This is a genomic window from Pseudomonas sp. (assembly GCF_046581935.1).
GTDB lineage: Bacteria > Pseudomonadota > Gammaproteobacteria > Pseudomonadales > Pseudomonadaceae > Aquipseudomonas.
In genome coordinates, this window is the sequence record NZ_JAYGFK010000003.1 from 231,627 (window position 1) to 250,884 (window position 19,258).

Below are 19,258 nucleotides of genomic sequence, written 5' to 3' on the forward strand. Positions count from 1 at the left end.
GGGTTCCGTTTGTCGTTTTTAGCCCACGCCAGAACAGCGCGACCGCGCAAGGCAAAAGCCAGAAACATTCTATGCCTAGCCAGCGCTAGCCTCGCCGGGCAAGATGCCGCGCGTAGATCAAATAACCAAGAGACAGCCAAACATGCAGCGTTTCCTCAGCATCGCCCTGGCCATGTGCCTCAGCCTTGGCCTCACCATGAGTTTCCATGCCGAAGCCAAGCGCTTTGGTGGCAGCAAATCCTTTGGCTCCGCACCAAGCCACCAAACCCGCCAAGCACCAGCTCAGCAATCGGCAGCCCCGGCAAGCGCAGGCCGTCAAGCGGCAGCAACCAGCGGTGCATCACGTTGGTTAGGCCCATTGGCCGGCCTCGCCGCCGGTGGTTTGCTGGCGTCGATGTTTATGGGTGACGGCTTCCAAGGCCTGCAGGTCATGGACATGCTGATCTTCGGCCTGATCGCCTTCCTGCTGTTCCGCTTCCTCGCCGCCCGTCGTCAGCAGGCCAGCCCGGCCGCGGCCAATGGCGCACCCATGCAGCGTGAAATGCCCAGCGCTCCAGCGTCGATCTTTGGCAGTAGCAGTGCTGCAGCCATCAAGCCGGTGATCAACGCCCCGGCCTGGTTCAACGAGCAGAGCTTTATCAGCGCCGGTCGTGAGCACTTCCTCAGCTTGCAACAGCACTGGGATGCCAACGAAATGGACAAGATCGCCGAGTTCGTCACCCCGCAAATGCTCGAGTTCCTCAGTCGCGAACGTGCCGATTTGGGTGATGGCTTCCAGTCCACCTACGTCGACAACCTCGACGCGCAGTTGGACGGCGTCGATGACCTCAGCGACAAAACCGTCGCCACCCTGACCTTCACTGGCGTGGCCAAGACCTCGCGCTTTGACCAGGGTGAAGTCTTCAGCGAAAGCTGGCGCATGGAGCGTGCCGCTGGTGACAACCAGCCATGGCTGGTCGCCGGTATCCGCCAGAACAGCTAATAACTGCTGCAACACCAAGAAACCCGGGCATGCCCGGGTTTTCTTTGCCCATCATTCAGCAAACGCATGAGCTAGCGCCTAATGCCCACAAGGGCCAAGCTGCAAACTACCAATGCGATTTACCACCACGAGGACTGAACAATGATCGGATACACAACGGTTGGCACCACTGACATGGAAAAAGCCAAGTCTTTCTACACGCCTTTGCTCGCTGAAATGGGCGCCAAAGTGGTGATGGATATGGGCCGCCTCGCCCTTTACGGTATCGCCAAAGGTCAGCCAATGTTCGGCGTCTGCCTGCCTTACGACACACAAGCGCCAAACCCTGGTAACGGCAACATGGTGGCCTTGCCCGCCGGCTCCCGCGAAGGTGTGGACAAACTCTACGCCAAGGCAATCGAGCTAGGCGCGAGCAGCGAAGGAGAGCCCGGTGAACGCATTCCTGGCTTCTACGGCGCCTACTTCCGTGATTTAGATGGCAATAAGCTTGCCTTCTACCATATGGGCTGAAGGTATTTGCAGGCCGTTGGAAGACGGCCTGTCAGGGCGAGTCGACAGCCTTGCCCGGCGGCTTAGCCGCCGGCGCAGGCTGCTGGGCCTTATCACTCCAGGCCTGGATTTCCTCAATGCGCTTACGGCTGTTGAGCTGGGCGCGGTCAATCATTTCGTTGTAATAGGCCAGCCAACTGCGCGAACCCGGCAACATATTCGCCAAATCCAGCATGCCGGCCTTCAAGCCCTGCATCACCTGCTGGTAATCGCGCTCCTGGGCCTGCAACACCTTACTCACCTGAGCAATGCTATCGGGGTTCTCCACCCGCTCAAACAAACCCGTCAGCTTTGACGCCTGCTGACTGGCCAACAACTCTTCCTGATTGTTTAGCGCGATCTGCTGCTCTGACAGTTGCTGCTCAAGCTGCACCACCTGTTTTTCCAGCGCCTGGATACGCGGCTGATCACCGGGGCTGAATACGCTGTAGATATTCAGCCCGACCGAAACCAGCATTAACGGGCCTAACACCCCGGCCAAGGCCAGGATAAATAGGCGATTGCGCTTACCTGCCTTGGTCAGCACCTGCAGGCGCTCTTCCTCACTGAGGACACCATCTTCGGGCTCTTGCGCTTGGCTTTTCATAGAAAGACCATTTTTATGACGTTAATTAATTGACGCACTACCAGGCAGAACGATAGCACTTTGCCAGCCGTTTGCGTGAATACCTCCACAACCTGTTTCAGCCCCAACAAACTAAAACGAGACACTATGAAAATAGTTGAGGCCGCGGGGTTTACGAGGCGGTAAATAAACAGCCCAATGGCATTTTTAACCCCAGTGAGCAGACGCGCAGCAGATCCGAGATAGGTTCTACGGTATAAGACGCTGCCGCATTACCCGTAACCGTAAATAAAGAGGCAGGCCCCGTGGAAGAAGTCATCGAACAACTGCGCGAACTCAACGAACCCGTGCCGGTGCCGCTGGAACTTCCGGAAGAAGAAGTGCTGGTGGAAATCCAGGAACAGATCCTTATTCACCTGCCATTCGGCCTGCGCGAATACCTGCTGCAAGCCAGCGACGTGGTGTACGGCCGCCTTGAGCCGGTAACCGCCAGCGACCCGCAATCGCACACCTACCTGCCCGAAGTCGCCGCCACCGCCTGGTCACTCGGCGTGCCGCGCGAGTTCGTGCCGCTGTGCGAAGACCACGGCAACTACTACGTGGTCGAAGAAGACGGCACCGTGCTGCTGTGGGAAGCCGACACCACTGAAATCAATGAAGACGAAACCTGGGAATCCGTCTGGCATTGGGTGCGTGATGTGTGGCTGGAGAGCTAAAACGCTGGGCAACCACGCTCAGCACCTTTAGTGCTGGCCCTGCTCCAAGTCCAACAGATTAAGCAGAAAGCGCGCGAAGTAGAGCAGGTCTTGCTCCATGGCTTGGCGCGCAGCTTTGCCGTCGCCAGCTTCGATGGCGGCAAAGGCCTCCTCGTGGAAGTCATTGAGGCGCAGCGACAGGTCTGCGCCGGTGAATAATCTGTTGAAAAATGGCCCGATCTGCAGCCACAGCGATTCGATGCTGCGCAGCAGCACAGGGTTGCCGCAGGCGCTGTAGAGGCGCAGGTGGTACTGGCTGTTGGCATCCAGATAGGCCTGGATCTGCCGCTGCTCGATGGCCTGATCCATGCGCGCCACACAGTCACGCAGCTCATCTAGATCGGCGGGGGTCAGGCGCGGTGTGGCCAGCTCAACAGCCAAGCCTTCGAGGCCCATGCGTACCTGAAAGATATGCTGGTAACGCTCGCGGGTCATCGGCGGTACGCGCACCGAGCGCTGCGGCTCGCCTTCCAACGCGCCCTCGGCCACCAGACGCTGTAACGCTGCGCGTACCGGCATCGGGCTGGTGCCCCACTCGGCCGCCAGGTCGCGGATTTTCAAACGCTCGCCCGGCTGGAAGCGCCCAGCCAGCAGGCCTTCACGAATACGTTGGTAGAGCTGATCCTGCAGATTGTCGGCCATGGTTCAGCAGCGTCCTTGTGCCGGCGGTGCAGGGAGTTGGGCGAGGGTCAGCGAGCAGTTATGCATAGGGTTCTCCGAAGTTAAGCAAATTGATCTAAGTGGTTCTGCGAGAGACTGGCTAGGCGCAAGGGGGCTTGAAAAGCGCAGTTGACTGCAGTCAATGGGCATTTTCGAGTATCCCTGCAACAACACCTGAGCGACGCAGAAACGCTCAGGGGGCTTTGTTTTCGATCAGGCAGTTACCACCATCGACCACGATAACTTCGCCGGTGATATAGCTGGCCTCGCGCGATGCCAAAAAGGCCACCGCCGCTGCCACTTCTTCAGGCCGTCCGGCGCGGCGCATAGGGGTGTACTCGGCGGCATGGCGCTCTTCCTCGGTGCTGGAACCCGTAGCAATCCAACCCGGTGCCACGCTGTTGACCGTGATGCCCTGCTTGGCTACTTCCAGCGCCAGGCCCATGCTCAGGCCGAGCATGCCAGCCTTGGCTGCGCTGTAGGCCGCCTCACCAGGGTTGCTACCACGGGTGCCGGTGGTCGAACTGATATTGACGATGCGCCCGTAGCCACGCGCACGCATGCCCGGCAGCACCGCGCGGGTGAGCAGAAATGCAGTGCCGAGGTTGCGCGCGATAGACAAGTTCCAGGTCACCAGGTCCATATCCGCTAACTCGGCGAACGGCTCGGGGCTGCCTTGCATGGCCATGCCGGCGTTGTTCACCAGAATGTCGATCTGCCCCCACTGCGCCTGCGCCCAGTCGAGCAATTCGCCGACCTGCTGCTCATCGGTCAGGTCCGCCGCCTTGGCGCGTGCGTCTATACCTTCTGCACAGAGTTCAGCGGCACGTAGCTCGACCCGCGTACTGCTGGCGGTCAGCAGCACCCGCGCACCGGCACGACCCAAACGGCGGGCAATCGCCAGACCAATACCCGATTCACTGCCCGCACCGCTGATCAGCGCGACTTGCTGTTCAAAGACCATTCCTCAACATCCTGTGATCACAAATATGGAGTTAATCTAGCAATAAAGCCTGATTAAACCAATGCTTGAGTTTTCTGTGATCACAAAATAGCATGTGCAGATATTCGAACGAGGTGTTCAACATGACTGCCAGTGGTATCAGCCCATCCGCCGTAGAAGCATTCGCCCAGCGCGAGCGTGAGCGTTTTATCGCGCGCAATCCAAAATCCGTGGCCCTAGCCGAACGGGCGCGCAACTCGCTCTACGGCGGCGTGCCGATGCACTGGATGGCCGACTGGTCGACGCCGGTGCCGCTGTTCGTCGAGCGTGCCAAGGGCGCACGCTTCTATGACGTCGACGGCCACGAATACATCGATTTTTGCCTGGGCGACACCGGCACCATGTTTGGCCACTCGCCGGACCCGATCGCCAAGGCCATTGCCGAGCAAGGCAATAACGGCCTGACCACCATGCTGCCGGGTGAAGACGCCGTAGTCTGCGGCGAGCTGCTGGCCGCGCGTTTCGGCCTGCCGTTCTGGCAGGTCACGGCCACCGCCACCGACTCCAACCGCTACGTGCTGCGCTGGGCCCGCGCGATTACCGAGCGCAAAACCCTGCTGGTATTCGACGGCTGCTACCACGGCACCGTGGATGATGTGATGGTGCGCTGCATCGATGGCGAAACCGTGCCGCGCTCTGGTCTGCTCGGCCAAGCCTATGACCTGACCCAGCACAGCCGCTCGATCCCGTTCAACGATGTCGTCGCACTGGAAGCCGCGCTAGCCCAAGGCGATGTCTGCGCCCTAATCTGTGAACCCGCGATGACCAATATCGGCATGGTTCTGCCCGAGCCGGGCTTTATGCAGAAATGCCGCGAACTCACACACAAATACGGCGCGCTGCTGATCATCGACGAGACCCACACCATCTCCACCGACATGGGTGGCTGCACCAAGCTGTGGAACCTCGAACCGGACTTTTTCGTGGTGGGTAAACCGATTGCCGGCGGCGTGCCGTGCGGCATCTTTGGCTGCAGCGCAGCGATGGCCGAAGCCATGACTGCCGCGCGCCAACGCGCCAGCGAAAACAGCCACGGCCATGGCCATGGCCACAGCGGCATGGGCACCACACTGTCGGCCAACGCCCTGGCCATGCACTGCATGCGCGCCAACCTGGAACAGGTGATGACCGAGGCCGCCTACGACCACATGCTACCGCTGGCCAAACGCCTGGCCGATGGCTTCCGCACGCTGATCGGCAAGCATGAGCTGAAGTGGTCGGTGACCGAGCTGGGCGCGCGCAGCGAATTCCAGTTCTGCCCGGTGTCACCGAAGACCGGTGCCGAGGCTGAAGCGGCATTTCACGATGAACTGCAGATGGCCCTGCACCTGTACCTGATCAACCGCGGCATCCTGATCACCCCGTTCCACAACATGACCCTGTGCTGCCCAAGCACCACGGCGGACGATGTGGATAAGTTGATCAGCATGCTCGACCAGGCCCTGACCGAGCTGCTGGCCATCCCCGACGCCCGCGAATAAAAGCACATCCTACGACCCGTGGGATGGGCTTCAGCCGCGACAATCGCCGCTAAAGCTCCTCCCACGAGATAACGACACACAGTGAGAAGCGCCATGCAATACGCCGATATTCAGGAAGCCCACGACTTCCTCGCCACACACCCCGAAGTGCGCTTGATTGAGCTGATGCTGATCGACGCCAACGGCATACCACGCGGCAAGCTGCTGCACCGCGACGAGCTGCTGGCCATCTACGAGAACGGCCGACCGCTGCCCAGCTCAATCCTTGCACTGACTATCCAGGGCGAGGACGTGGAAGAAAGCGGTCTGGTCTGGGAAGTGGCCGACGCCGACTGCTGGACTTACCCAATCCCCGGCAGCCTGACCCTGCAACCCTGGCGTAGCACACCGACCGGCCAGTTGCAGGTAAGCATGCACCCGACCCAAGGCCTGCCCGCTGCGCCGGCTGATCCACGGCATGTGCTGATCCGCGCCATCGACCGGCTGAAGGCCGACGGCTACCACCCAGTAATGGCGGTGGAGCTGGAGTTCTACCTGCTGGATAAAAACCGTGATGCCAATGGCCGGCCGCAACCCGCATTGCAAGCCAACGGCGTGCGCCCGCAAGCGCCGCAGGTGTATGGCGTGTACGAGCTGGAGCAGCTGCAACCGTTCCTCGACGACCTCTACAGCGCTTGCGAAGTACAGGGCCTACCCGTACGCACGGCGATTTCCGAGTACGCGCCGGGCCAGGTCGAGCTGACCCTGGAGCACCGCTTCGACGCCCTGCAAGCCGTGGATGAAGGCGTGCGCTACAAGCGCCTGGTCAAGGGTGTGGCCAACAAACACGGGCTGCAGGCCTGCTTTATGGCCAAGCCATTCGGCGATCAGGCTGGCAGCGGTATGCACATGCATGTGAGTTTGGCGGATGAAAACGGCAACAACCTGATGGCCAGTGAAGACCCGCACGGTACACCGCTGCTCAAACATGCCATCGGCGGCATGATGGCCACGCTCAACGATGCGCTGGCGATCTTCTGCCCCAATGCCAACTCCTACCGCCGCTTCCAGGCCAACAGCTACGCGCCACTGGCCAAGAGCTGGGGGGTGAACAACCGCACCGTGTCCTTCCGCGTGCCCGGTGGCCCGGCCAAGAGCCGGCACGTTGAGCACCGCATCTGCGGCGCTGACGCCAACCCCTATTTGGCTGCAGCGGCAATCCTCTCCGGCATCCACCACGGCATCAAAAACCAGATCGACCCGGGCGAAGAAATCATCGGCAACGGCTACGAGCAAGCCCGCGAAACGCTGCCCACAGATTGGCTGACCGCCCTGCGCGCCCTGGAAAACTCGGCGTGGGCCAAAGACGCGCTGGGCGAGGAATTCCTCAAGGTGTTCCTGGCAATCAAGTGGAATGAATTCCGCCAGTTTATGGGCGAAGTCGGCGAGCAGGACTGGCGCTGGTACCTGACCCACGCCTGACCCGTAGCAGGCCAAAGGCAGCCCGGATGATGCTCACGCTCACTGGGCCAACTCCTTGGCCGTTTCCTCTGGCTCAGCCTGCACCACCGGTTGACGCACCAGCGGCCAGAACACCTCATGCTGCCAGCTCACGGGCTTCAGGTTCTCGATGCCGAACTGCTCTGGACGGCGACGGGTGATCTTGGCGCTGCCAAACAACACGTCCCAGAAGAACAGCAAATTACCGAAATTACCTTTGTAGTTAGTCACGCCGTCCTCGGCATTCAGCCCATGGTGGGCAGAGTGGGTGGCCGGGGTGGAAATACTGCGCTCCAGTAGCCACATCAAGGGCCGTAATGCGGGGATGCGATAGAGCTTTTCATCCCAGGCCACACTGCTGTGGGCACTGAATATCACGCTCATCTTGATAATCAGATACACGTAGTAGACTTCAGACAACCCCAGGTAAATCAGCGCTGCCGAGAACCAGATACCGGGCATCAATAAATAGTAAAAACTGTTGTTGCGGTAGACGATACGGATGCTCATATACGGCGCAGAATGGTGCGCGCGGTGCAGGCTGTAGAGAAACGGCACCTTGTGGCTGAGCCGGTGCCACCAGTATTGGGTCATATCATCAAACAGCAGAAACAGAGCAAAACCAGCAACAAACGGCAAACCAGCCAGGGCCCCACGCCAATCGGGCAGCCAGTGACCCAACGCGACGTTGGTCAGCCCCATAACCAGTGGGAAAGTAACGCCCAACAGCAGGCTGGAGCCGATAATTTCGATCAGCACATCACGCCGCTGGCCACGAGGCTGGCGAAAACAGCCTACGGCTAGCTCCAGCAAGATAAAGCCGAGAAAGATCAGGCTGATTACGATAATGGGATTATTGGCTAAGGCATTAGGGTTCATGGCAACCTCTTATTAGAAATCCCGGTTCGCCCGGGTTGCCTGTATCAAAAGCCAATCTGGTGACAGCCACCATGCGCGAAATGGACAACAACCCACCCGAAACGGCCAAGCGTCCAGGCTCGGCAGCTACATCCAATACCCTGCGTGTGCATCGCGGGGCTCTAGGGCAAGTGCTGCAGCGCTATCTAAGCCAGCAACGGCCGCAACAGGAATACAGCCTGGCCCGACTGGAAAACCTCTGGCAACAAGCGGCCGAGCTCGACCCAGCTATTGGCCTGCACCTGTTTGCCGAATTCACGCCGGCGGATTGGCATGTGTTACTGCACCTGGCTCAGGTCAGCAGCAACGTGGGCGAAGCCCTGCAACATTGGCAGCGCTATGCACGCCTGGCTTCAGACATGGAACAGGTGCGCGTAACACATGAAGGCGAGCGCATCGCCATCGACCTAGTAATAGATGCTCCCAGCGAGCTTGAACGCTATCTGGTCGAACATTATTCGGTGATGGCTACCAGCGTACTGCGTGAAGGTGCTGGCATCGCCCTCAGTGCAATGAGCGGTGAGTTCCGCCATGCGCGGCCGGCCTACCACACGCAGTACGCGCAATGGTTCGGCCCATCGGTGCGATTCAATGCAGCACACAACCGTCTCTACCTGGATACCGCCTGCCTGACGCTGCCCATGCGTCAGCATCATCCGGTACTGGTTGAATTGCTGCGTGAGGGCTTAGATCGCCGCATGGCCCGCCTGCAACATCTCAACGGCTGGGCTGCACAAGTGGCCACACAGGTGCGCCAGGATTTACAGCAGCAGCGCCCACCCAGCCTGGAAGCTGCCGCCGATGCCCTGCATCAGAGCCCGCGCACCCTGCGCAGGCGCTTGCAGGAACAAGGGCTGGGTTTTCGCGAAGTGCTCGACAGCGTGCGCAGCGAGCTGGAACAAAGCCTGCAGCTACAAAGCATGAACAGCAGCCAAATTGCAGAGCAACTTGGCTACGCCGACAGCGCTGCCTACTTGCATGCGCGTAAACGTTGGCAAACCAGCACGGGGTAATACCAAGCACAGGCAAAGACCTTACAGCGCTTGCTTATCGTTTAGCCCAACCAGTACCGTATTCAACGCACAGCACGTCAATATCTCCCACTGCCTGTATCAACCAGCCACAGAGCCCTTTATGCAACCCGGAACCGCCCAGCTGACGATGACTGTCCTAATGACCCCGGATATGGCCAACTTTTCCGGCAAGGTTCATGGCGGCACCCTGCTCAAATACCTTGATGAAGTCGCCTACGCCTGCGCCAGCCGCTATGCCGGTTGTTATGTGGTGACGCTGTCGGTGGATCAGGTGATTTTCCGCGAGCCGATCAATGTCGGCGAGTTGGTCACCTTCCTCGCCTCGGTCAACTACACCGGGCGCACCTCCATGGAGGTCGGTATCAAGGTGGTCACCGAGAACATCCGCGAGCGTTCGGTGCGCCATACCAACAGCTGCTTCTTCACCATGGTGGCCGTCGATGAGCACAGTAACCCCGTGACGGTTCCGCCTCTCGCAGCCGACACCCCGGACGGTTTGCGCCGGCAACGCCAAGGCCTACAACGCCGGCAAATTCGCCACGAACTGCAGCAGCGTTACCAAGCGCTTAACGCAGCGGAACACTAAGCATACCGGCCTGCGCCTCGACCAACTGGGCGACGAGGCGAACATCCGGTTAAGCTCTGCCCTCTGTTGCTGGAGCCACCATGTTCGATCTCTTCGATGTATTCCTGCTGATGCTCTTCGCCACTGCCTGCGCCTGGCTGTGGCACGCCCATGGCCTGCGTGAACACGCGCTGGGTTTGGTGAAACAACATTGCGCCAAATCCGACATCGAATTGCTCGATGAAAATGTCGCCCTGCGCCGGCTCACCCTGCTGCCTGATGCACGCGGGCACAAACGTCTGGCGCGGGTGTATGGCTTCGAGTTCACGGTTACCGGCGAGCAGCGGCATGCCGGCAGCATCACCCTGTTTGGCAAACAGCTGGGCCGCATTGAACTAGCGCCCCACCCTACTCGCGAACCGCAGCCCAGCGCGCAAGTGATCGAAATGCAGCAGTGGCGCAGCCGGCACCTCAACTCAGATGACCACACGCGCCATTAAAACCAACGAAGCTCAGGCCGGAGCCGCCAGATAAACCAACACCTGCTGCCATTGCGCGTCACAGGCGTAGGTCATCGGGCGATGCAACAGACGGCACTTCAACCGATGCCAACGCCCGCCTTGCTGATGACGCCGGCATCCCGCCAACAGCCAGTGCGGCTCAAAAGCGTCCCACACCCCAGCGACCGTCCAGTGGTTATGCCAGACCTGCGGCGCCACTTCATAGCAGTAGATATGCTGCAACTCATCTCGACTCAAACCACTGGCGCGTAGCCGGGCGGCGATATGCCGTAAGTCCGAGTCATCCAGCGTTGTGTCCAGCCATAGCTCGGAAAGCGCCAGCCAGACTGCCTCGCGGGGGCTCATTACTAATCGCGCTGCAACAGAAAGTGCGCCACGCGGGCGGCGCTTTCGGCCGGTTGCTCTTGCATAAAACAATGCCCGCCCGCCACCACCTGGGCACTGACATGGCCATTGCTGGCACACCAACGTGCCACCGATTTGGCCACAAAGGGATAACTGCGTTGGCCGTAAAGCACCTGGGTCGGCGTTGTCACCTTGCCCAGCGACGGCCATAGGCGTTTGGGCATGGAGCTGAAAATATCCGCCTCACGGCTTGGTCGGCATTTCAGCTCAACACCCTTCTCACTGTCTTTTAGCGCGTGCTGGATATAGGCACTAAAGGCTTCTTCGGTCCAGCCGCGAAACATCCCCCGACCGTGCAAGGCCGCATGTGCTGTTGTGCGATCAGGCCAGTGGCTGCGGCGCTTCAACGCCTTGCTAGCCTGGGCAGTACGCCGGCTCAAACCGACCACATCAGACAGCGCAAACACACCAATCATCGCCGGACTAAACAGCACCGGGTCGAGCAACACCGCACGCTGGAACAGCTCGGGATGGCGCGCCAGGATCAAGCTGGTCAGCACCCCGCCAAAACTGTGCCCCATGGCAAACACCGGCGCATCGGCAAAGCGCTCGCGCCCTGCGGCAAAGGCTTCCACCGCCATCTCGGCATTGCGATTCCAGCCATGGAATCGTCCGCCGTGGTCACTCTCACCATGGCCCTGAGCATCACACAGCCACAGATCGAAATCCTCGCTGAGCAGCTGCAGCAACGGCGTATAAACCCGTCCGCAATAGCCGTTACCGTGCAAAAAATGCAGCACCGGCTTGCCTGAAGGCGGCGTGTGCCAACCGCGCAGGGTAAAACCGGCAGAGCAGTCATGGGACCAGGGAAGCAGTTGCATGGTAGTTATCCGGAAAAAAGTGCGCGCAGTTTATCAACACCGGCAGGCCTTTCACTCATGGCAAGCGGCACGCGGCAAACGCGGCTTGCAGCTCGGCCATGTTCTGCACCTCAGAAAAGATCAGTTCCAAGCGCGAATCCTTGCGCCATTCGCTGTTTTGCCAGTGCAGGGCCTGGCCATGCAAGGCATTGGCTGACAACCAGCCGGCATTGGTTTGCAGCACCAGCTTGGCGCGACGCCAAGGCAGGCTACTGAGCCACTGTTGCACGCGCAGCAACTCAAACTGCTGGCTGGGGTGCCAGCGCCAGCCGATGCTCCAGCCTTCGGCCTGTTGCTGCACCTGGCAAATGGGCTCATGCGCGCTGCGCCACAGTTGCGCTAATGGCGCAGCGGCCGTGGGCAGGTTATCCAGCGTGCCGCCGCTATCGGCCTGGGTGCTAAAGCCGGGCAGTTCTACCAGTGGCAGTGCACCCTGACGGGTCCAGTAAATCGGCCGTGCTGGCAGCTGCGCTTGAATGCGAGCCTTGGTCGCATCATCCAACCCTTCGGCTTTATTCAGCAGGATCAACCCAGCATGGCTCAGCGTCGCCTGCTGGCTCTCCGGCAAGGCTTCGCCAGCGGCCAGCGCTTGGGCATCGAGCACCAGCAGCGGCTCCTGCACCGCCAACACGCCCGCCCAGGGCGCTTCACGCAACTGCGCGAGCAATTGCAGGGGATGGCCAAGGCCAGACGGCTCAATCAGCAAACGATGCGGTTTGGCCTGGCGCAGCAGCCGGCTCAGGCCAACTTGAAACGGCACGCCGTTGACGCAGCACAGGCAGCCGCCCGCCACTTCGCCCATGGTGATGCCGTCGTCATCGCGGGTCAGCAAGGCAGCGTCGAGGCCAACCAAACCGAATTCATTGATCAACACCGCCCAACGCTCATGCGCCGGCCGTTGCCCCAGCAAGTCACGAATCAAGCTGGTCTTGCCAGCACCGAGCGGCCCGGCAATCACATGGGTGGGGATATTTTTCAGCATGATCGGCGTTTGCCACTGCTCATCGATAAGAAGATTTTTGCGGTGGCCATTCTAACCCTGCCCCGCCGCTAGTCGCGGCCCACGCAGACCAAATCAAAACAGCATGCTAGAGTCGCCGGCATATTTTTCGAGGGTCAATTGATGCGCGCTTTTTTGCTGCTGAGCCTGTTTACGCTGTCCGGCCTGGCCTGGGGTGAGGCCTGCGTGGTGCATAGCCAGGCCGAGCGCCTGGACGTCAAGGTTTGCCAGCAAAACCGCAGCATCCCGCCCAACCTGTTCCGTAGCGGTTTCTGCCAGCCACAAATGAAAGGCCAGAAGGTTGCAGTGGACTTCGTCGAGCAATGCCCAACCGGCGCATTCGGTGTGTGCCGCAACGCCACGGTGGGCGGTTTCTACAAACAAGATATTCACTATTACGGCGTGGCTAACGATGCCAACTACCTCAAGCCCTTCTGCGAGAAACAGAGCAAGGGCGTGTGGATGGCGCGCTAACCGCCAGTTGCGCATAAACCATTAGTTACGCGACAGACATGCACGGTCATCAAAGCGTCACCGTGTCTGTGTTCAAGTGGTCTCAGGGTCTCCCCTTGCATGCCGGACCACACGCTGGCATGCCTTTCTAGTATTTAGGCTGCTAAATCGCAGCCTATTTTTTTGCCTGGTATTTAGGGTCTGTTGCCGCTAGGCCAGCCAATCTAGGGTCAATAACAGCCGCCGCTCACCGGCTGGTGGTTGCGGCGAACGGTGAATCAGGCCAGCGCCTTCATTGCCGATCCATTTCTCACCCTTGGCCAGCAGCACATGACCCGCCTTGGCGCGCTCAATCTGCGCCGCATCGCTTGGCTCGGCCGTCGGATCGCCCAGACGCCGCCGCGCCATCACGCCCTCAGCCAGCCACTCGCTGCCCGCCCCGGCGTAGCTGGTGATCAGCCTGACGGGCACGTGATCGACGTGAAAGCGCGGACACATAGCCTTATCGAGAATGCGCAAACGCAGGCCAATGCGCTTGGCATCAAACAGGCAAACAAAGGCACCGACCAACCAACTCAAGTCCTGCAGAAAAGCCGTCTGCCCCGGCAGATCACTGTAACTGTCCACCAGGCCGCTGAGGTTTATCGGGCTGTCCGCGTTGGCCAATTCAAGCACGATGGTTTGTGCCAGTGGCTCGCCCTGCGCCAGCAGTGCCGTGGCGAAATCGCTGATCTGCGCCGGCAACTGACGCTGCCAAACAGCCAGGTTGACCTCATCACGCAGCACCTCGCCAAGGACCTCAATCTGCTCACTATTAACCTGGCGTATCGGTTGACGCAGTAGCGGCGCAAGCATCAGGCGGCCTCCTCGTGCCAAGGGCCGAATGGGTCTGGCAGCGCCTGCCAGGCGTCTGTGCCCAGAGCCATTTCCGCATCGGTCAGCAGGCAGGCATCCAGCTCGCGGGTCAGTTGGGCAAAGTCGATGTTCTGGCCGATAAACACCAGTTCCTGGCGGCAATCGCCGGTCTGCGTTTGCCAGTTTTTCATGATCGTCTGCAGGCCTTCATCGTCCTGCGGCCACTGCGACTTGGGCACAAAACGCCACCAGCGCCCGGCAAAACCATGGCGCATCAAGCCGCCAGCCTGCGACCAACTGCCGGCCTCCTGGTACTTGCTGGCCAGCCAGAAAAACCCCTTGCTGCGCAGCAGGCGGCCGTTGCTCCACTCACGGTTGATAAAGCCGAAGAAGCGCTGCGGGTGAAACGGCCGACGCGCACGGTAAGCGCTTGAAGCAATGCCGTATTCCTCGGTCTCGGGAATGTGCTCGCCACGCAGCTCCTTGAGCCAACCTGGTGCCTGGGCGGCGCGCTCGAAATCGAAGCGGCCAGTGTTGAGGATTTTCTCCAGGGGCACTGCGCCCATGGCCATCGGCAGGATTTCAGCATGGGTATTCAGGCCACGCAAAATGGCCATCAGCTCTTCACGCTCGTGGCTACTGATCAGGTCGATCTTGCTAACCAGAATCACATCGGCGAACTCAACCTGCTCAATCAACAGATCGGTGATTGCACGTTCGTCCTCTTCGCCAAGGGTTTCGCCACGGCTGGCCAGGCTCTCGGCCTGATGAAAGTCGCGCAGAAAGTTCACCCCATCGACCACCGTGACCATGGTGTCCAGGCGCGCCACATCGGCCAGGCTCTGACCGTCTTCGCCACGGAAGGTAAAGGTCTCGGCCACCGGCAGTGGCTCGCTGATACCCGTCGACTCGATCAGCAAATAATCGAAACGACCATCACGCGCCAGACGGCCAACCTCCTCCAGCAAGTCTTCACGCAGGGTGCAGCAGATGCAGCCGTTGCTCATTTCCACGAGCTTTTCTTCGGCACGGTTCAGGCTGACATCACGCTGAACTTCGCTGCCATCGATATTGATCTCGCTCATATCGTTAACAATTACCGCCACTTTCAAGCCTTGGCGATTTTTCAAGATAGCGTTGAGCAAAGTGCTTTTGCCGGCACCGAGAAAGCCGGACAACACAGTTACGGGAAGGCGGTTGGACATGGTGGGTTCCTCATCACGGAATCAGGGGTTACACGGGGCGTTGGTGGCGTTCGCGCTGTTCTTCGCGCTCTTTCGCCTCGATGCACAGGCTGGCAGTGGGCCGCAGCAACAGGCGTTTAAGGCCGATGGGCTCGCCGGTATCGCGGCACCAGCCGTACTCGCCGCGTGCCAGGCGGTCGAGGGCCTGGTCGATCTTGTCGAGCAGCTTCTTTTCCCGCTCTAGCAAGCGCAGCTGCCACTGGCGTTGCTCCTCGGCAGCACCGATGTCGGCCACATCGCTGCTGCTGTCAGGCTGGCGTAGCTCGGTGAATTCGTCGTCGATGCGCGCCTGCAGTTCGGCACGTTGAGCCAGCAACAGCTGGCGGAAGAACTGCTGCTGGGTGTCGCTCATGTACGCGTCGGCCGGCTGGGCTAGCAGCTCGTCTTGGGTAAGTACAGTCATCGGGATCATGGCAAATCGGCTGGCTTGTTTTAAGTGTTATAACATAACATTAAAACCTGCAATCAACCCACGGATTTGCGATGAACGATCAGCCCCTCCCCGATATCGCTGCTCAGCCCACCCATCACGACCTGCCGCTGGACTGGGTCGGCATGGCCGGTATCGCCCTGCCCATCCGCCTGGGTGGCGCAGCCGTGACCGCCAACGTCGATATCGGCGTCAGCCTCGACGACGCCGGCGCGCGCGGCATCCACATGTCGCGGCTATACATGGCTGCGCAGCGCCTGGTGCATCAGGCGCTGGATGTACCTGCCATGCTGCGGGTACTGGATGATTGCCTGGGTAGCCACCGGGATCTGTCCGACAGTGCCACCCTCACGCTACGCGGCGAGGTGCCGCTCGAGCGACCGGCACTGGTCAGCCCGCTCAGTGGCTGGAAGACCTACCCCTTCGAGCTTCGCGCTCGCCAGGACGGCCGTGGTGTGAGCATCGAGTTGCAGGTGGACGTCACCTACTCGTCCACCTGCCCCTGTTCGGCAGCGCTGGCTCGGCAGTTGATCCAACAACGCTTCGCCGAAACCTTCGCGGCGCAGCCGTTGGATTACCTGGAGGCGCTCGACTGGCTCGGCTCGACCCAGGGCATCGTCGCCACGCCGCACAGCCAGCGCAGCACGGCGACCCTACAACTGCGCCTGACTCAGAATTGTGTCGACCTGCCGCTGCTGGCGTTGATCGACAGCGCCGAACAAGCCCTTGCCACGCCGGTGCAGACGGCGGTGAAGCGCGCCGACGAACAGGCCTTCGCCCTCGCCAATGGGCAGAACCTGATGTTCTGCGAGGATGCAGCACGCCGCTTGCACCGCGCCCTGCGCCAGTTGCCGCAGGCCAGCGCCTTCCGCCTCAAGGTCGTGCATGCGGAAAGCCTGCACGCCCACGACGCGGTGGCACAAAGCCGCTGGAACTGGAGCTGAGCCATGCCTGCCGACGCCTTCTGGCTGCAGTTGGAATCCGCCGAAGCCGGCCACACCGTGGCGCTGAGCGTGGCCCTGGAGGCCATCGCCTGGAACGACGCCGGGCTGATCCCGGTGATCGCCCAGCGCCATGACAGCGGCGAAGTGCTGATGCTGGCCTGGATGAATCACAGCGCGCTGCAGGAAACCCTGACCAGCGGCCAAGTCTGCTACTGGTCGCGCTCGCGCCAACAACTGTGGCGCAAGGGCGAAACCAGCGGCCATCGCCAGCGCCTGCTCAGCGCTCATCTCGACTGCGACGGAGACGCCTTGCTGCTCAAGGTCGAGCAGCAAGGCCCGGCCTGCCACACCGGCCGGCCCAATTGCTTCTACAACGACCTCGGCGGCGAGCACCTGCACGTGGCCGTGAGCCGTCCCGCATGAAGCGCCTGGCCGTCGCCTTGGTGCGTTTCTACCAGTACCTGATCAGCCCGCTGCTCGGGCCGCGCTGCCGCTTCCACCCGAGCTGTTCGCACTACGCCATCGAAGCGCTGGAGAAGCACGGCCTGCTACGCGGCCTGTGGCTCAGCCTGCGCCGCCTGCTGCGCTGTCATCCCTGGCATCCGGGCGGCTACGACCCAGTGCCCTCGCCCAAGGAACGACCATGATCCGCAAGAACCCGTCCGGCCACCTGCCGGTCATTGCCGAGTCCGCCTATGTCGACAAGACCGCGATTATCTGCGGCAAAGTGATCATTCATGACAACGTCTTCGTCGGCCCCTATGCAGTGATCCGCGCCGACGAGGTGGACGAAACCGGCGATATGCAGCCCATCGTCATCGGTGCCAACTCCAATATTCAAGACGGCGTGGTAATCCACTCCAAGTCCGGCGCGGCGGTGACCATCGGCGAGCACACGTCCATCGCCCATCGCTCGATCATCCACGGCCCGTGCCGCGTCGGTAATCGCGTGTTTATCGGCTTCAATAGCGTGCTGTTCAACTGCACGGTCGGCGACGGCTGCGTGGTGCGACACAACGCCGTGGTCGACGGCTGCGACCTGCCGGCGGGCTTTCACGTCACCTCCACCCAGCGCATCGGGCCACAGACCGAGCTGGCCAGCCTGCCACGCGTCAGTGTCTCAGCCAGCGAATTTTCCGAAGACGTGGCGCGCACCAATATCGACCTGGTGCGCGGCTACAAAGCCCTGCAGAACGAGTTCTGAAGATGAGCAGCTTACTGATCCGCAACGCCCGCCTGATCAATGAAGGACGTGAGTTCGACGCCGATGTCTGGGTGCGCAATGGTCGTATAGAGCAGATCGACAGCAGCATCGGCGGGCGCAATACCTCTATGGAAATCGACGCCGCCGGGCAGTTGCTGCTACCGGGCATGATCGATGATCAGGTGCATTTCCGTGACCCTGGCGCACCGCATAAAGGCAGCTTCGCCACGGAATCCCGGGCAGCGGTGGCCGGCGGCATCACCAGCGTCATGGACATGCCCAATACCAATCCGCCGACCTTGACGCTGGAGGCGCTGGCGGCCAAGGAGCAACGCGCTGCCCGTTGCTCGCGGGTCAACTACGGCTTTCACTTCGGCGTCAGCCACGACAACCTCGACACCGTCGCCGCGCTCGACCCCAGCCGTGTGGCAGCGGTGAAGGTGTTCATGGGTGCCAGCACCGGCAACATGCTGGTCGACGACCTGCCGGCGCTGGAACGGCTGTTCCGCGATTGCCCGACCATTCTGCTGACCCATTGCGAATACACCCCGCGCATCCGCGAACGCGAGGCGCAGTGGCAGACGCAGTACGGCGACGATATCCCCGCCAGCGAGCATCCGCTGATCCGCGACGCCGAGGCCTGCTACCTGTCCTCCAGCCTGGCGGTCAGTCTGGCCCGGCGCTATGGCACCCAGCTGCATGTGTTGCATATCACCACGGCCCGCGAGCTGAGCCTGTTCCACCCCGGCCCGCTGGCCGGCAAGCAGATCACCGCCGAGGTCTGCGCGCACCACCTGTACTTTGACGACCGCGACTACGCAGCACTCGGCCACCTGATCAAATGCAACCCGGCGATCAAGAGCCAGGCCGACCGCGATGCCCTGCGCCAGGCCCTGCTGTGCGGGCGGCTGGACATCATCGGCACCGACCACGCCCCACACACCCTGGAAGAAAAGCAGCAGCCTTACCTGCAAGCGCCGTCTGGACTGCCACTGGTACAACACGCCCTGCCGGCGCTGCTGGAACTGGTGGCCGATGGCTTGCTGCCACTGACCACATTGGTGGAAAAAACCAGCCATGCCGTGGCGCAACGCTTTGCCATTGAGCAGCGCGGTTATTTGCGCGAAGGCTACTGGGCTGACCTGACGCTGATCGAACGCCTGGCCGAACCACACCCGGTGGCGGCCGACCCGATCCTCGCCCACTGCGCCTGGACGCCCTTCCAGGGCCGCGCCTTCCGCCATGCCGTGCGCAGCACCATCGTCTCCGGGCAACTGGCCTGGCACAACGGTCAGGTGCAGGACGATTGCCAGGGTTTGCCACTGCGCTACCAGCGCCAATAACAACTGTA

24 protein-coding genes are annotated in these 19,258 nt (G+C 60.9%); 14 read left to right on the forward strand and 10 right to left on the reverse strand.

The genetic code is table 11. From position 1 onward, the window contains the following. The first annotated feature begins 142 nt into the window (after positions 1–142). Both VCA57_RS03080 and VCA57_RS03085 read left to right on the forward strand, forming a co-directional pair. The gene (locus VCA57_RS03080; protein ID WP_411183492.1) at positions 143–982 is read left to right on the forward strand and encodes a Tim44 domain-containing protein; all 840 of its coding nucleotides are present in this window, start codon (positions 143–145) and stop codon (positions 980–982) included. 141 nt (positions 983–1,123) lie between these two features. Then, positions 1,124–1,492, forward strand: a complete 369-nt coding sequence (locus VCA57_RS03085; RefSeq protein ID WP_411183493.1) for a VOC family protein — start codon at positions 1,124–1,126, stop codon at positions 1,490–1,492. 31 nt (positions 1,493–1,523) lie between these two features. Here the strand turns inward: VCA57_RS03085 and VCA57_RS03090 are convergent, their stop codons facing one another. Beyond that, positions 1,524–2,117 carry a hypothetical protein gene (locus VCA57_RS03090; RefSeq protein WP_411183494.1) on the reverse strand — a complete coding sequence of 198 codons (594 nt, stop codon included), beginning with the start codon at positions 2,115–2,117 and terminating at the stop codon, positions 1,524–1,526. 284 nt (positions 2,118–2,401) lie between these two features. Here VCA57_RS03090 and VCA57_RS03095 point away from each other — a divergent pair, with 284 nt between their 5' ends. Next, positions 2,402–2,812 (forward strand): SMI1/KNR4 family protein, encoded by a 411-nt coding sequence (locus VCA57_RS03095; protein WP_411183495.1) that lies wholly within the window; start codon positions 2,402–2,404, stop codon positions 2,810–2,812. 27 nt (positions 2,813–2,839) lie between these two features. Here the strand turns inward: VCA57_RS03095 and VCA57_RS03100 are convergent, their stop codons facing one another. Together VCA57_RS03100 and VCA57_RS03105 are read right to left on the reverse strand one after the other, a co-directional pair. Next, entirely contained in the window at positions 2,840–3,493 is a 654-nt protein-coding gene (locus tag VCA57_RS03100) for a GntR family transcriptional regulator (RefSeq protein ID WP_411183496.1), read from the reverse strand. Positions 3,494–3,704: 211 nt separating this feature from the next. Then, positions 3,705–4,475: an SDR family NAD(P)-dependent oxidoreductase gene (locus VCA57_RS03105; protein WP_411183497.1), complete on the reverse strand. Its 771-nt coding sequence runs from the start codon at positions 4,473–4,475 to the stop codon at positions 3,705–3,707. Between the two features lie 122 nt (positions 4,476–4,597). Between VCA57_RS03105 and VCA57_RS03110 the strand changes: the two genes are divergently transcribed. Together VCA57_RS03110 and VCA57_RS03115 are read left to right on the forward strand one after the other, a co-directional pair. Beyond that, positions 4,598–5,995: an aspartate aminotransferase family protein gene (locus tag VCA57_RS03110; RefSeq protein ID WP_411183498.1), complete on the forward strand. Its 1,398-nt coding sequence runs from the start codon at positions 4,598–4,600 to the stop codon at positions 5,993–5,995. A gap of 93 nt (positions 5,996–6,088) precedes the next feature. Beyond that, complete coding sequence (locus tag VCA57_RS03115) at positions 6,089–7,456, forward strand: glutamine synthetase family protein (protein ID WP_411183499.1); 1,368 nt, start codon at positions 6,089–6,091, stop codon at positions 7,454–7,456. Between the two features lie 39 nt (positions 7,457–7,495). On the opposite strand, the gene VCA57_RS03120 is transcribed toward VCA57_RS03115, so the two are convergent. Beyond that, entirely contained in the window at positions 7,496–8,353 is an 858-nt protein-coding gene (locus tag VCA57_RS03120; protein ID WP_411183500.1) for a sterol desaturase family protein, read from the reverse strand. A 71-nt stretch (positions 8,354–8,424) separates the two neighbouring features. Between VCA57_RS03120 and VCA57_RS03125 the strand changes: the two genes are divergently transcribed. The 3 genes from VCA57_RS03125 to VCA57_RS03135 all read left to right on the forward strand — a co-directional run bounded on the left by VCA57_RS03125 (position 8,425) and on the right by VCA57_RS03135 (position 10,491). Continuing rightward, positions 8,425–9,405, forward strand: a complete 981-nt coding sequence (locus VCA57_RS03125; RefSeq protein WP_411183501.1) for an AraC family transcriptional regulator ligand-binding domain-containing protein — start codon at positions 8,425–8,427, stop codon at positions 9,403–9,405. Positions 9,406–9,526: 121 nt separating this feature from the next. Next, a complete protein-coding gene (locus VCA57_RS03130; protein ID WP_411183502.1) occupies positions 9,527–10,012 on the forward strand; it encodes an acyl-CoA thioesterase in 486 nt (161 codons plus the stop codon). Positions 10,013–10,092: 80 nt separating this feature from the next. Then, complete coding sequence (locus VCA57_RS03135) at positions 10,093–10,491, forward strand: DUF3301 domain-containing protein (protein ID WP_411183503.1); 399 nt, start codon at positions 10,093–10,095, stop codon at positions 10,489–10,491. 12 nt (positions 10,492–10,503) lie between these two features. Here VCA57_RS03135 and VCA57_RS03140 read toward each other — a convergent pair whose 3' ends face one another. The 3 genes from VCA57_RS03140 to VCA57_RS03150 are packed head-to-tail and all read right to left on the reverse strand — an operon-like array spanning position 10,504 to position 12,759. Next, entirely contained in the window at positions 10,504–10,857 is a 354-nt protein-coding gene (locus VCA57_RS03140) for a hypothetical protein (RefSeq protein ID WP_411183504.1), read from the reverse strand. 2 nt (positions 10,858–10,859) lie between these two features. Further along, on the reverse strand, positions 10,860–11,738 hold the full coding sequence (locus tag VCA57_RS03145; protein WP_411183505.1) for an alpha/beta fold hydrolase: 879 nt from the start codon (positions 11,736–11,738) through the stop codon (positions 10,860–10,862). Between the two features lie 55 nt (positions 11,739–11,793). Beyond that, positions 11,794–12,759, reverse strand: coding sequence for a CobW family GTP-binding protein (locus VCA57_RS03150; protein WP_411183506.1), 966 nt, complete (start codon positions 12,757–12,759; stop codon positions 11,794–11,796). Positions 12,760–12,900: 141 nt separating this feature from the next. On the opposite strand from VCA57_RS03150, the gene VCA57_RS03155 reads away from it, so the two are divergent. Then, positions 12,901–13,251 carry an NADH:ubiquinone oxidoreductase gene (locus tag VCA57_RS03155; RefSeq protein WP_411183507.1) on the forward strand — a complete coding sequence of 117 codons (351 nt, stop codon included), beginning with the start codon at positions 12,901–12,903 and terminating at the stop codon, positions 13,249–13,251. A 189-nt stretch (positions 13,252–13,440) separates the two neighbouring features. Here VCA57_RS03155 and VCA57_RS03160 read toward each other — a convergent pair whose 3' ends face one another. From VCA57_RS03160 to dksA, 3 genes are read right to left on the reverse strand one after another with little or no spacing between them, the layout of a single operon-like run. Continuing rightward, positions 13,441–14,085 carry a DUF1826 domain-containing protein gene (locus tag VCA57_RS03160; protein WP_411183508.1) on the reverse strand — a complete coding sequence of 215 codons (645 nt, stop codon included), beginning with the start codon at positions 14,083–14,085 and terminating at the stop codon, positions 13,441–13,443. Then, a complete protein-coding gene (gene zigA, locus VCA57_RS03165) occupies positions 14,085–15,290 on the reverse strand; it encodes a zinc metallochaperone GTPase ZigA (RefSeq protein WP_411183509.1) in 1,206 nt (401 codons plus the stop codon). The genes VCA57_RS03160 and zigA overlap by 1 nt, the downstream gene beginning before the upstream one ends. A gap of 28 nt (positions 15,291–15,318) precedes the next feature. Beyond that, the gene (gene dksA, locus VCA57_RS03170) at positions 15,319–15,732 is read right to left on the reverse strand and encodes an RNA polymerase-binding protein DksA (protein ID WP_411183663.1); all 414 of its coding nucleotides are present in this window, start codon (positions 15,730–15,732) and stop codon (positions 15,319–15,321) included. An 80-nt stretch (positions 15,733–15,812) separates the two neighbouring features. Here dksA and folE2 point away from each other — a divergent pair, with 80 nt between their 5' ends. Genes folE2 through VCA57_RS03195 form a run of 5 tightly spaced genes read left to right on the forward strand, consistent with a single transcriptional unit; the run spans position 15,813 to position 19,250 of the window. Beyond that, positions 15,813–16,703 (forward strand): GTP cyclohydrolase FolE2, encoded by an 891-nt coding sequence (folE2, locus tag VCA57_RS03175; protein WP_411183510.1) that lies wholly within the window; start codon positions 15,813–15,815, stop codon positions 16,701–16,703. Positions 16,704–16,706: 3 nt separating this feature from the next. Continuing rightward, positions 16,707–17,126 carry a phosphoribosyl-AMP cyclohydrolase gene (gene hisI / locus VCA57_RS03180; protein ID WP_411183511.1) on the forward strand — a complete coding sequence of 140 codons (420 nt, stop codon included), beginning with the start codon at positions 16,707–16,709 and terminating at the stop codon, positions 17,124–17,126. Continuing rightward, the gene (gene yidD / locus VCA57_RS03185; RefSeq protein WP_411183512.1) at positions 17,123–17,350 is read left to right on the forward strand and encodes a membrane protein insertion efficiency factor YidD; all 228 of its coding nucleotides are present in this window, start codon (positions 17,123–17,125) and stop codon (positions 17,348–17,350) included. The genes hisI and yidD overlap by 4 nt, the downstream gene beginning before the upstream one ends. Further along, on the forward strand, positions 17,347–17,907 hold the full coding sequence (locus VCA57_RS03190) for a carbonate dehydratase (protein ID WP_411183513.1): 561 nt from the start codon (positions 17,347–17,349) through the stop codon (positions 17,905–17,907). Before yidD ends, VCA57_RS03190 begins: the two co-directional genes overlap by 4 nt. 2 nt (positions 17,908–17,909) lie before the next feature. After that, the gene (locus VCA57_RS03195; protein WP_411183514.1) at positions 17,910–19,250 is read left to right on the forward strand and encodes a dihydroorotase; all 1,341 of its coding nucleotides are present in this window, start codon (positions 17,910–17,912) and stop codon (positions 19,248–19,250) included. Positions 19,251–19,258: the final 8 nt, after the last annotated feature.